10 protein-coding genes are annotated in these 12696 nt (G+C 36.4%); 8 read left to right on the top strand and 2 right to left on the bottom strand.

What is annotated here, in order from left to right:
• The first annotated feature begins 102 nt into the window (after positions 1-102).
• From rpsB to frr, 4 genes are all read left to right on the top strand, one after another.
• On the top strand, positions 103-861 hold the full coding sequence (gene rpsB, locus CJ191_RS00985) for a 30S ribosomal protein S2 (RefSeq protein WP_070469153.1): 759 nt from the start codon (positions 103-105) through the stop codon (positions 859-861).
• Between the two features lie 153 nt (positions 862-1014).
• Positions 1015-1893, top strand: coding sequence for a translation elongation factor Ts (tsf, locus tag CJ191_RS00980; RefSeq protein ID WP_102198692.1), 879 nt, complete (start codon positions 1015-1017; stop codon positions 1891-1893).
• Between the two features lie 120 nt (positions 1894-2013).
• Complete coding sequence (pyrH, locus tag CJ191_RS00975) at positions 2014-2733, top strand: UMP kinase (protein WP_102198691.1); 720 nt, start codon at positions 2014-2016, stop codon at positions 2731-2733.
• 13 nt (positions 2734-2746) lie between these two features.
• Positions 2747-3307: a ribosome recycling factor gene (gene frr, locus CJ191_RS00970; RefSeq protein ID WP_070469156.1), complete on the top strand. Its 561-nt coding sequence runs from the start codon at positions 2747-2749 to the stop codon at positions 3305-3307.
• A gap of 101 nt (positions 3308-3408) precedes the next feature.
• Here frr and CJ191_RS09340 read toward each other — a convergent pair whose 3' ends face one another.
• The gene (locus CJ191_RS09340) at positions 3409-3675 is read right to left on the bottom strand and encodes an ATP-binding protein (RefSeq protein WP_374754462.1); all 267 of its coding nucleotides are present in this window, start codon (positions 3673-3675) and stop codon (positions 3409-3411) included.
• 157 nt (positions 3676-3832) lie between these two features.
• Between CJ191_RS09340 and CJ191_RS00960 the strand changes: the two genes are divergently transcribed.
• The 4 genes from CJ191_RS00960 to CJ191_RS00945 all read left to right on the top strand — a co-directional run bounded on the left by CJ191_RS00960 (position 3833) and on the right by CJ191_RS00945 (position 11078).
• Positions 3833-4579 (top strand): isoprenyl transferase, encoded by a 747-nt coding sequence (locus CJ191_RS00960; RefSeq protein ID WP_070468963.1) that lies wholly within the window; start codon positions 3833-3835, stop codon positions 4577-4579.
• A gap of 14 nt (positions 4580-4593) precedes the next feature.
• On the top strand, positions 4594-5391 hold the full coding sequence (locus tag CJ191_RS00955; protein ID WP_102198690.1) for a phosphatidate cytidylyltransferase: 798 nt from the start codon (positions 4594-4596) through the stop codon (positions 5389-5391).
• Positions 5392-5404: 13 nt separating this feature from the next.
• Positions 5405-6670, top strand: coding sequence for an RIP metalloprotease RseP (gene rseP / locus CJ191_RS00950; RefSeq protein WP_102198689.1), 1266 nt, complete (start codon positions 5405-5407; stop codon positions 6668-6670).
• 88 nt (positions 6671-6758) lie between these two features.
• Entirely contained in the window at positions 6759-11078 is a 4320-nt protein-coding gene (locus CJ191_RS00945; RefSeq protein WP_102198688.1) for a PolC-type DNA polymerase III, read from the top strand.
• Between the two features lie 223 nt (positions 11079-11301).
• On the opposite strand, the gene CJ191_RS00940 is transcribed toward CJ191_RS00945, so the two are convergent.
• Positions 11302-12627, bottom strand: a complete 1326-nt coding sequence (locus CJ191_RS00940) for an ISL3 family transposase (RefSeq protein ID WP_102198687.1) — start codon at positions 12625-12627, stop codon at positions 11302-11304.
• Positions 12628-12696: the final 69 nt, after the last annotated feature.

The raw sequence follows: 12696 nt of genomic DNA, 5'->3' as shown, positions 1-12696 counted from the left end.
TATTTCACACCTTATGGATGGAACCGCAGGGTGCTAGTTGAACTAGTGGCGAGTCTTTGAAATAGGGGCGGAAAAATAAAAACCAAATTGGAGGAATATAACATGCCAGTAATTAGCATGAAACAATTATTAGAAGCTGGTGTTCACTTTGGACATCAAACACGTCGTTGGAACCCTAAAATGGATAAATACATCTTTACAGAACGTAATGGTATTTATATTATTGACTTACAAAAAACTGTTAAGTTAGTAGACCAAGCTTACAACGCTATGCGTGACTTAGTTGGTAACGATGGTGTTGCATTATTCGTAGGGACTAAAAAACAAGCACAAGATTCAATCGCTGATGAAGCAACTCGTGCAGGTCAATACTACGTGAATCACCGTTGGTTAGGTGGTACTTTAACTAACTGGGAAACAATCCAAAAACGTATTAAACACTTAAAAAATATTAAAGAAATGGAAGTAGACGGTACTTTTGACGTACTTCCTAAAAAAGAAGTTGTTGGCTTATTGAAAGAAAAAGAACGCCTAGAAAAATTCTTAGGCGGTATCGAAGATATGCCACGTATTCCAGATGTGATGTTTGTTGTTGACCCTCGTAAAGAAAAAATTGCGATTCAAGAAGCACACAAATTAAATATCCCTGTTATCGCTATGGTTGATACTAACTGTGATCCAGATGAAGTAGATTACGTAATCCCTTCAAACGATGACGCTATCCGCGCTATCAAGTTAATCACAAGTGGAATGGCTGAAGCAGTTCTTGAAGCTAAACAAGGTGCTCAAGAAGAAGCTGAAGAAGAAGTAACAGTTGAAGACTTCCAAGGTGACGAAGTTTTAGACGAGGTTGCTGAGTAAGCTTTGCTGTAGTTGAAGAATACTTCAATTAGTAGTAAAATATAAACAGTAGATGGCTATCTGATTAAGTTTGTCTAAGCTATATTCGGCTTTCCTTCTTAGTTTAGATAGCCTTTTTTTAAAGAATGCATGCAATTAGGAGGAAAATTTTAAATGGCAATTACTGCAAAACAAGTTAAAGAATTACGCGACCGCACTGGTGTAGGTATGATGGATGCTAAGAAAGCCTTAGTTGAAGTTGACGGAGATATGGACAAAGCAATCGACTTCCTACGTGAAAAAGGTATCGCTAAAGCTGCTAAGAAAGCTGACCGTGTTGCTGCTGAAGGTTTAACTAAAGCTGTAGCTAAAGGAAATGACGCTGTAATTGTAGAAGTTAACTCTGAAACTGACTTCGTTGCACGTAACGATCAATTTATTGAATTATTAGATACTGTTGCATTCGCTATTTTAGAGCAAAAACCTGCTAACGTAGAAGCTGCTTTAACTGATGTAACTGTTGAAGGTAAAGATTTAGATACTTACATTAAAGAAAAAGCTGCTGTAATCGGAGAAAAGATTTCATTACGTCGCTTTGAAACTTTAACAAAAACAGATGACCAAGAATTTGGTACATACGCTCACCAAGGTGGACGTATTTCTGTTCTAACATTAATTGATGGCAATAATCCTGAGTTTGCTAGCATGGTATCTATGCACATCGGTGGTATGAAACCTCAATTCTTAAACGAAGAATCTGTACCTGCTGATGTTTACGAACATGAAAAAGCAGTTCTTACAGAACAATCATTAAATGAAGGTAAACCAAAAGAAATCGTTGAAAAAATGATTACTGGTCGTTTACGTAAATTCTTCCAAGAAATCTGCTTAGTTGATCAAAAATACTTATTAGATGACAGCAAAACTGTTGCAGAAGTAGCAAAAGAAAACAATGCTGAAATTAAAGATTTCTTCCGCTTTGAAGTCGGCGAAGGTATCGAAAAACGCCAAGATGACTTTGCTAGCGAAGTAGCTGCTCAAATGGGTAAATAATTTAACAAAATCCCGATATAAACTTTTTGAATTTGCTTAAAATAGAGAAGTAACGAAGAGGGAATTTAAAATTAGGTTGGGAAAGGTTTCTTTCTCAACCTTTTTAGTAAGGAGAATAGAATGATGGAACCTAAATACAAGCGTGTAGTTTTAAAACTTTCAGGTGAGGCTTTATCTGGTAACAATGGTTTTGGCATTGATCCAGAAACGATGAAAGGTATTGCAAAAGAAATCAAAGAAGTTCATCGTTTGGGTGTACAAATTTCAATCGTTGTAGGCGGTGGAAATATTTGGCGCGGTAAAACTGGTGAAGAAATGGGGATGGAGCGTGCACAAGCGGACTACATGGGTATGCTTGCTACCATCATGAATGCCTTAGGTTTACAAGATGTTTTAGAGAATATTGGTGTGCCAACTCGTGTACAAACCTCAGTTGAAATGCGTCAAATTGCGGAACCATATATACGCCGTCGTGCTGAACGACACCTAGAAAAAGGGCGCGTTGTTATTTTTGCTGGGGGTACTGGTAATCCTTACTTCTCAACAGATACGACAGCTTCATTGCGTGCCGCTGAGATTGAAGCAGATGTTATTTTAATGGCTAAAAACGGTGTTGATGGTGTTTACTCTGATGATCCTCGTAAAAATGATGCGGCAGTTAAATATGATAAATTATCGCATCTAGAGGTTATCAGCAATAACTTACAAGTAATGGATACGACAGCTTCATCATTAAGCATGGATAATAATATTCCTTTAGTTGTATTCAACTTAAATGAAGAAGGTAATATTCGCCGTGTTATCTTAGGTGAAGATATTGGTACGACAATAGAAGGATAAGGGAGTTATTTCAATGGCTATTGATAATTTATTAAAAGAAACTAAGAATCGTATGGTGAAATCGGAAGAAGCTTTTTCACGTACATTATCACGTATCCGTGCTGGTGTAGCGAACGCTTCTTTATTAGATGGTATTATGGTTGATTACTACGGTGTACCAACTGACTTACGTCAATTGGCGACAATCACTATTCCAGAACCACGTATGTTACAAATTGCTCCATACGATAAAAGCTCTTTAAATGATATCGACCGTGCGTTACAACAATCAGATTTAGGTATTCCGCCTACAAATGATGGTTCTGTCATTCGTTTGATTATTCCAGCGTTAACACAAGAACGTCGTAAAGAGTTAAGTAAGATCGTTGGTAAAGACTTAGAAGATGCTAAAATTGCTATTCGTAACATCCGTCGTGATGCGATTGATGAAACAAAGAAGGCTGAAAAAGCGAAAGAAATTACTGAAGATGACGTACGTTCATATGAAAGTGACATTCAAGATTTAACAAACGCTGCAATAAAAAATATTGAAAAGATTGCTTCTGATAAAGAAGACGAAATCATGAATGTTTAATTTGTTTATTCATCAATATAAGGAAAACCAGTAAATCTCAAAATATAGATTTACTGGTTTTTTCTTATGTCTAAATATTGTAGAGTAAATATCTGCTATGTTTAATCATAATTTTTTCTTAGACAGATAATAAAGTTAACTCCATTGGAATGGTTATCTTCAACTATAATCGTACCTTGGTGATCTTCGATGATTTGTTTAGCTATGGCTAAACCGAGGCCATAGCCAGATGTTTCGCTTGCTCTTGAAACTGAAGCACGATAAAAATGTTCGAAAATTCGTTCTTTATCGGTATCGTCAATATTAGTCCCTGTATTTTTCACATGGATATGCCAATGCTTTTTACTAGTGTATGAGTTAACAGAAATTGTGGATCTAATGTTTTTTATGTGAATAATGAGAATGGGTCTGCATATTTTATGCCAAGTATTAAAATGCATAGAAAGTACCGTTAAGCTAGAGGATAAGTATAGGTTTTTCTCTGTATTTTTGATACAATTGTCTAGAAATAGATGGAGGTTCAATATGTTAACAGATGTAAACTATAATCCAAACTTACCAGTGCCCAATCATATTGCAGTGATTATGGATGGAAATGGTAGATGGGCACAGGAACGTGGATTAAAACGAACAGATGGACATTTAGAAGGATTAAAGGCCCTCAAAAGAGTGGTAATAGCAACACATAAAATGGACGTAAAAGTATTAACCGCTTATGCCTTTTCAACAGAAAACTGGAAGCGTCCACTGTCGGAAGTAAATTATTTAATGGGCCTACCTAAGGTATTAAATGATGAAATCTTACCTGATCTAATCGAAAATAATGTACAAGTACGAATGAGTGGAAACTTTGATAAAGTGCCTTTAAATACCAAAAAATATATACAAAATGCGATTGATCGAACAAAAGATAATACTGGTTTGATTTTAAATATCGCTTTTAATTATGGTTCCCGTGATGAAATCACTAAAGCAGTTCAAGCAATTGCGACAGAAGTATCAAAAGGTGATTTAAAGGTAAAGGACATTTCTGAACAGACGATATCAGACGAATTATATACCGCACAACTTGGTGAATATGCAGACCCAGATTTGTTAATTCGATCAAGTGGAGAAGTGCGTTTATCAAATTATTTATTGTGGCAACTCGCATACAGTGAAATGTTGTTTACAGAAACCAAATGGCCTGATTTTGACGAAAAAGTGCTACAAGAGTGTGTTGGAGAATTTCAGCGAAGAAATCGTCGATTCGGAGCGATAGATACTAAATAGAAAGAGGGGGTTTCATGACACAAAGAGTTATCAGCGCTGTTGTTGCTCTTGCCATTTTTATCCCGCTTTTACTGATAGGGGGGCGTCCATTTGATCTGATGGTAGCATTTATCGCTGCTGTTGCTTATTATGAAATTTTACAAATGGCAAAAATTCCATTTCCATCATGGCGTGGTGTAATTGGTTTAATCACTATGATGTTGCAGTTATTACCTTCCTATTATCTTGCGCTACTACCACAGGATATTGACTATATGACCTTATACTTTGCTGGAGTTGCAATGTTATTGATGGTCATGGTATTTAAGCCAGAAGATATTAATTTTGAGCAAGTTGGGGTTATCAGTTTGGCAGCTCTATATGTAGGGCGTGGTTTTCATTTATTAATTGAGACGAGGTTAATGGGATTGTTGCCTGTGATTTATGTCCTAATTATTATTTGGGGTAATGATACATTTGCTTACTTGGTAGGAAGACAAATTGGTCGGACACCATTAGCGCCAAAAGTGTCCCCAAATAAAACAATAGAGGGTTCTTTAGGTGGTATTGTAGGCGCATTTGCTTGTTCAAGTATTGTGTTGTATTTTAACAATATATTTGGCCTATCTATTATTGATAACTTCATTTTAGCTATAATTTTAGGCTTCTTAGGCCAAATAGGTGACTTGATAGAATCTTCCATAAAACGTAGCTACCAAGTTAAAGATTCTGGTAATATTATGCCAGGTCACGGTGGTTTCTTTGACCGTTTTGATAGTTTACTATTAGTTTTACCCATGTTTTATTTTTTAATTCCATTTTTAGGATCATAGTTAGGAGCGCGTTATGACGACTATTATTGCATTTATATTTATTTTCTCAGTCATCGTTATTGTCCATGAATTTGGTCATTATTATTTTGCAAAAAAAGCAGGTATTCTAGTTCGTGAATTTTCTATTGGTATGGGGCCAAAAATTTTTCATTTTGAGGCTGAAGAAACAACATATACTGTGAGGATGCTACCAATAGGTGGTTATGTACGTATGGCTGGATTAGAAGAAATGTCTGATACCCTGACAAAAGGGATGCAAGTCGTTGTTGAACAAAATGAAGAAGGCGTTGTAGACACTATCTCTTTGGAAAATGATAGTCAAAACTTTTCAGGTTTACCATTAGAAGTTTGGGGAGCTGATCTCGAAAAAGATATGTTTATAGAAGGGATTCCATATGGTGGCGAAGATAAAGTACGCTACCAAGTCTCAAAAACAGCCAATATTATTGAATCTGATGGTACATTAGTTAAAGTTGCGCCAATTGAACGTCAGTTCCAATCAGCTAATATCTGGCAAAGATTAATTGTCAATTTCGCTGGCCCAATGAATAACTTTATCTTAGGTATTTTAGCATTTATCATTTTAGCCTTTATGCAAGGTGGTGTTTGGTCGAATACTGCAGAACTTGGTGTTATTCAAGCAGATTCAGCAGCACAAGTAGCTGGTTTAGAAGAAGGAGACCAAATAGTTGCTATAGATGGACAAGACGTTGAAACATTTGACGATATGCAAGCCATTGTACAAACGAATCCAGATCAGTCTTTAACCTTTACGATTAACCGCGATGGTCAAGAACAGGACATTGACGTAACGCCAAAAGTAACAGAAGTTACTTCGGGTGAAACGGTTGGTATGATTGGGGCACAAAGAGTGCAAGATACCTCTTTTATGGCTAAAATTACCTACGGATTCACAAGCACTTGGACCATGATCACCGGTATTTTCTCTATCATTGCTGGCATGTTTAAAACTGGCTTTGATATTAATAATTTCGGTGGACCTGTATACATGTATCAAACAACCTCACAAGTGGTATCCTTTGGTTTGGCAGGAATTATTTCCTGGTTAGCTGCTTTAAGTATTAATTTGGGAATCGTGAATTTATTGCCAGTACCTGCTTTAGATGGTGGTAAAATTGTATTGAACTTTATAGAGTTAGTTCGAGGTAAGCCATTGCAAGCTAAGACAGAAGGTATCATTAATGTTGTAGGGGCAGTTCTGGTTATTGTCTTGATGATTGCCGTTACTTGGAACGATATTATGCGGATGTTTGGATAAATGTCCTATTTAAAAATTAAATTAAAAATGTACGTCAAAAGGCCACGGAGATGGCCTTTTGTTATTAAAATAGGAAGGAAATGTGTGTATGTCAGAATCTAAAGAAGCCTTATTTCAAGCACTACTAGGCCAAATAAATTGGACAGAAGAAAATACTGCAATCCAAAATGGTTGGTTAGAGAACGTCATTGTTCATACAAAATCACGATTATGGCAGTTTAAAATAGGTTTACCAACGCGACTAGATGCCGCCACTTTCTTAACTTTTGAAGAATACCTTAAAAAAGGATTTGACCACGTTGGTTCAGTAGATTTTTCAATTGAGGTAACTGACCAAAGTCAACCAGCTAATAAAGAAGTGCTGGATTACTGGCCAATTATTGTTAATCGATCAGGTATTTCTAATGGCATTGCCAAGGCTACTTTTCAAGGGCAATTACCTTCATTTGAAAATAATCGTTACTATATCCGTGTTGATAATCAACCTTTGAAGCAAATTATTCAAGAAAATTATTTAGAAGTGATAAAGCAAAATTATCAAATGGTTGGGTTTCCAAAAGTACCTTTTGAGATCATTATAGATGAAGAAACAGCCAAAGATCGTCAAGATATATTTGTAGAGCGAGCGAATGAGCTAGCCGAACAACAACAAGAGATGGCTAGAAAAGCTGCTCAAAAACAAAAGGAAATGGCTAGGTCAGACAACAATGGTCCAGCTATAAAGGTTGAAAAAATACAATTAGGTAAACATATCCCAGTTGATGATAAGTTAAGAGCCATGAACACCTATGTTGAAGAACAGCGCTTTGTATCAATGGAGGGGGTTGTGTTTGATGTTGATGTCAAGATATTAAAAACAGGTCGTCGGATTTTAAACGCGAAAATCTCAGATTATACTTCCGCTTTTTTGATTCAAATGTTTTCTAGAACAGATGAAGATATTGCCGTTTTTGATGCTATTCGTAAAGGAATGTGGTTACGAGTACGTGGCGACTTACAAATGGATGATCGTTTTGCTCGTGATTTAGTTTTAAACGTTCGTGATTTAGAAGAAATTAGTAAGGCAAAACGACAAGACAATGCTGAAAAGAAAAGAGTGGAACTGCATGTGCACACCAATATGTCTATGCTGGATGCGACAAATTCCATTTCTGATCTTACTAATCAAGCGAAAGATTGGGGCCATACAGCAATTGCTGTTACTGACCATGCAACACTCCAAGCTTATCCAGAAGCTTCAGGTGCAGCTAAATCAACAGGATTGAAGATGATTTATGGTGTAGAAGCTAATATCGTAGATGACGGCGTTCCTATTGCCTACAACCCAACTCATATTGAATTAAAGGAAGCAACTTATGTGGTTTTTGACGTGGAAACTACTGGACTGTCAGCAATCTATGATAATATTATTGAGTTAGCTGCTGTAAAAATGCAGAATGGCAACGTAATTGATACTTTTGAAGAATTTATTAACCCTGGACGTCCGCTATCTGCAACCATTATTAATCTAACTGGAATTACTGATGCTATGTTGGCTAATACACGGTCAGAAAAAGAAGTCATTACTGATTTTAGAGACTGGGTTGGAGACGCAATTTTTGTAGCCCATAATGCCAGCTTTGATATGGGATTTATCGATACAGCCTATAAGCGTCATGGTTTCGATCAATCACACAATGCGGTGATTGATACACTTGAGCTGTCTCGTTTTCTACATCCTGACTTGAAATCACATCGATTAAATACATTAGCTAAGCGCTATAATGTTGCGCTGGAACAACACCACCGTGCGGTATATGATGCGGAAACGACCAGCGCATTAGCATGGATCTTCATCAAAGAGGCAGCTGCTGACCATAAAATTTTTTATCATGATGAATTGAATAAAGATGTTGGCAAAGGAGACGCCTACAAGCAAAGTCGGCCATTTCATGCTATTTTGCTAGCTAAAAACCAGGCTGGTTTAAAGGATTTGTTTAAATTAGTGTCGGCATCAAATATTGATTATTATTACCGCGTACCACGAATTCCTAGATCGCTATTATCTAGTCATCGTGAAAACCTCTTAGTTGGTTCTGCGTGTGCTGGCGGTGAAGTATTTGAAGCATTGATGCAAAAAGGTAAGGTAGAAGCAGAACAAAAAGCTGGTTTCTACGATTATCTTGAACTACAACCTAAAGGTGTATATCAACCATTAATCCTTGATGAATTAATTCAGGATGAAGAGACACTGGAAAAAATAATGAAGGAAATGTTGGAGATTGGCGAATCCGTCAACAAACCTGTTGTGGCTACTGGAGATGTTCACTACCTAAATGAAGAGGACAAACTATATCGAGAAATTTTAATTAATTCGATTAAATCTAACCGAACCAAAAATTTCCCAGAAGCACATTTCCGTTCAACAGAAGAAATGTTGAATGAATTTGCTTTTTTAGGTGAAGAAACAGCCTATCAAATTGTTGTGGAGAATTCGAATGCTATCGCTGATAGTATTGAATTTGTTGAGCCTTTGAAAGATAAGCTTTATACACCGACGATTGAAGGGGCAGAGCAAGAACTAACGGATATGTCCTATGAAAGAGCGCACGAAATTTATGGGAAGGAGCTTCCGGAAATTGTTGAAGCCAGACTAGAAAAAGAGCTAAAATCTATTATCTCTAATGGGTTCTCAGTAATTTACTTGATATCACAAAAACTGGTTAAAAAATCAAATGATGATGGTTATATCGTAGGTTCTCGTGGATCAGTTGGCTCTTCTTTTGTTGCAACGATGTCAGGAATCACTGAAGTAAATCCTCTAGCACCGCATTATGTTTGTCCAAATTGCCACTATAGTCATTTCTTTACGGATGGATCCGTAGGTTCAGGGTTTGATTTACCGGATAAACCATGTCCAAAATGTGGCACAAACCTTGATAAAGATGGGCAAGATATTCCATTTGAAACCTTCTTAGGCTTTAAGGGGGATAAGGTACCCGATATCGATCTGAATTTCTCAGGGGAATATCAAGCGCGCGCTCATGCCTATACTAAAGTTCTCTTTGGTGATGATCATGTTTTCCGTGCCGGTACTATAGGTACTGTTGCAGATAAAACAGCATTTGGTTATGTATTGGGGTATGATCAAGATAAAAATTTAAATTTACGTAAGACTGAAAAAGAATTTCTAGCCAAAGGTGCGACTGGTGTGAAGCGAACAACTGGGCAGCATCCAGGAGGGATTATTGTTATCCCTGAAAACATGGATGTATATGACTTTACACCCATTCAATTCCCAGCAGATGATGTGGATTCTGAATGGAAAACCACGCACTTTGATTTCCATTCCATTCATGATAATGTTTTGAAATTAGATATCTTGGGGCACGATGACCCGACAATGATTCGTAAGTTACAGGATTTATCTGGTATTAATCCAACAGAAATCCCGATCGATGACCCGGAAGTTTATGAATTGTTCAATGGGACAGAAGTTTTGGGTGTTACCAAAGAACAAATTTATTCCAATACCGGTACTTTAGGGATTCCAGAATTTGGAACACGGTTCACCAGACAAATGCTTGAAGCAACAAAACCATCAACCTTCGCGGAACTCCTGCAAATCTCCGGATTATCGCATGGTACTGATGTTTGGTTAGGAAATGCTGAAGTACTTGTTCGAGAAAAAGGACTACCATTAAGTGAAGTAATCGGTTGTCGTGATGACATCATGGTATATTTAATCCATCGTGGTCTACCTGAATCCGATGCTTTCCAAATTATGGAGAAAGTACGTAAAGGTAAGGGATTATCTGATGAACATAAGGCCATTATGAGAGCCTATGATGTGCCAGAATGGTATATGGAGTCATGTGAAAAAATTAAGTACATGTTCCCGAAAGCCCATGCAGCAGCCTATGTTTTAAATGCTATGCGGGTAGCTTGGTTTAAAGTGAAACATCCAATTTGGTATTATTGTGCCTACTTATCTGTACGTGCAAATGACTTTGATCTTGTCTCAATGGCAAACGGAAAAGAGTCAACTAAAGCTAAAATTAACGAAATTAACGCTAAAGGCATAGAAGCTTCTACAAAAGAGAAACAACTGTTGACAGTACTTGAAATTGTTAATGAGATGTGGGAACGTGGTTTCACATTAAAAATGGTAGACATGAATAAATCACATGCTACAGAATTTGTTATTGAAGGTGACAATACGTTAATTGCACCATTTAGAGCGATTGATGGTTTGGGTATTAATGTTGCTAAATCAATTGTTGCAGCTCGAGAAGAATCACCATTCTTATCAAAAGAGGATTTACAAACACGTGGTAAAGTTTCTAAATCAATCATTGAATATATGACAGAAAATCATGTATTAGATGGTTTGCCAGATCAAAATCAATTATCATTATTTGATTTTTAATAGCAGAAAACAGCACAGCTTGTTTAAAAGGGTTCTGTGTCAAATAGTGTTGGTGACCAAAAATAAATAATCACAGTTATTTTTTTAATTAAGTTTTTAATAAAGGAGGGGTCATGTTTATTTACAAGATAAGCATGGCCCTTTTTCTCGCCCTTAGGCGAGAAAGTCGGATCAAGAGTTGGATAATTAATAATAAAAGCTGATAAATGTCATCGTCTAATATTTAAGCTGCGACTGGTTGGAAAGTCGCAGGTAGTGGATTAGATGGTTTAAAGATTAGTTTAAATTGTAATAGAATTCTGGCTCTGAAGTTTCTAAAGCTTGCGTATCCATATCCAGTACGTTTGATTAACTTAATCTTGTTATTCATACCTTCGGTAGGACCGTTAGAAACACGATAAATTAAAGCATTTTCGACATATGGTAAGAATCTTTCCATTGTATTAATCGTTTTTCTTACCTTTTTATTTAATCTGACTTTCTTTAAATCTTGTAAAGTGGCTAATAAGTAACTGTAGTCTCTAGTTTCTATCGCAAATTTTAGGTCATTCATCACTTGATAAGCTTGTTGTAATTTCGGAGAAAGACTTAATAAATAATCTACCATACGTTGCTCAGTCGTCTTTTCATGGTATAGGCGATGATAATAATAGTTTGAAAAATCGAGATGATCGGCATTTTTTAATATTAGTTTCCATTGATTTTTCAATTTTCGATAATCTGTAGGGCGACTGTTTTTGATTTCATTCATAACTTCAATCCGCATTGAGTTGATTGTATTATTTAGTAGTTGTACGATATGAAAACGATCAATAACGATTTTTGCATTAGGAAAACAAGCCTTCACAACGCCTATATATGGAGAATATAAGTCCATTGAAATCGTCTTTACTGCAGCTCTAGCTTCTTTAGAATAACGGTGGAAGTACCGAATTAACGACTGCTGTTTTCGGTCCTCTATAATGTCAAGCAAACGTTTGTTATGAGGGTCTACAAGGATAGCACTCATCGCTCCTTCTACATCATCTACAGACTTAAATTCATCCAAGGAAAGATGTTCAGGTAGGTAATTACCTTTAGGATTTAATGCACTAGCTGCTTTTAATAGGATTCTTGATACAGTATTTGAAGAGACGTGATACCGTTGTCCAATCAGCTTCATTGACTGCGTCTCTGTTAATTCCACCGCTATTTTATTTTTCGACAATATAGAAATAGAATCGAATTTTTTAATGATTGATGATTGCGCAATGAAAGTGGCTTGGCAGTGTTTACACTTAAATCGTTGCTTTTTAAGTGTAAACTTAATAGGTTTTCCAGGACCATCAGGCAACCGCACACCTGTCTCTTTAAAACCATATTTAATGATATCTTGAGTAGATTCATTTTTAACTCCACACATGTCACAAGCCTTAGGCTTGTAGGTAAGGGTCCCCATAATAGGAATGTAATCTAATTTATCTAAAGTTTCCTCATCAGGTAACTCACTAATCGTAATATCTTTATCGCTAATACCGCAAAGTTGTTTTATAATAGGTGAATAGGTCATGAATTTTCCTTCTTTCAAGTATATTGTGGTGATTTACTTTATTTTAGGATTTCATGGCCTTTTTGTATA

Source organism: Aerococcus viridans (genome assembly GCF_002871935.1).
Taxonomy (GTDB): domain Bacteria; phylum Bacillota; class Bacilli; order Lactobacillales; family Aerococcaceae; genus Aerococcus; species Aerococcus viridans_B.
Note: the sequence above shows the minus strand (reverse complement) of the source record. Positions and strands in the feature narration are given on the sequence as shown.

Coding starts and splice junctions, on each gene's coding strand:
- rpsB (WP_070469153.1), top strand. CDS start 103: ATGCCAGTAATTAGCATGAAACAATTATTAGAAGCTGGTGTTCACTTT.
- tsf (WP_102198692.1), top strand. CDS start 1,015: ATGGCAATTACTGCAAAACAAGTTAAAGAATTACGCGACCGCACTGGT.
- pyrH (WP_102198691.1), top strand. CDS start 2,014: ATGATGGAACCTAAATACAAGCGTGTAGTTTTAAAACTTTCAGGTGAG.
- frr (WP_070469156.1), top strand. CDS start 2,747: ATGGCTATTGATAATTTATTAAAAGAAACTAAGAATCGTATGGTGAAA.
- CJ191_RS00960 (WP_070468963.1), top strand. CDS start 3,833: ATGTTAACAGATGTAAACTATAATCCAAACTTACCAGTGCCCAATCAT.
- CJ191_RS00955 (WP_102198690.1), top strand. CDS start 4,594: ATGACACAAAGAGTTATCAGCGCTGTTGTTGCTCTTGCCATTTTTATC.
- rseP (WP_102198689.1), top strand. CDS start 5,405: ATGACGACTATTATTGCATTTATATTTATTTTCTCAGTCATCGTTATT.
- CJ191_RS00945 (WP_102198688.1), top strand. CDS start 6,759: ATGTCAGAATCTAAAGAAGCCTTATTTCAAGCACTACTAGGCCAAATA.
- CJ191_RS00940 (WP_102198687.1), bottom strand. CDS start 12,627: ATGACCTATTCACCTATTATAAAACAACTTTGCGGTATTAGCGATAAA.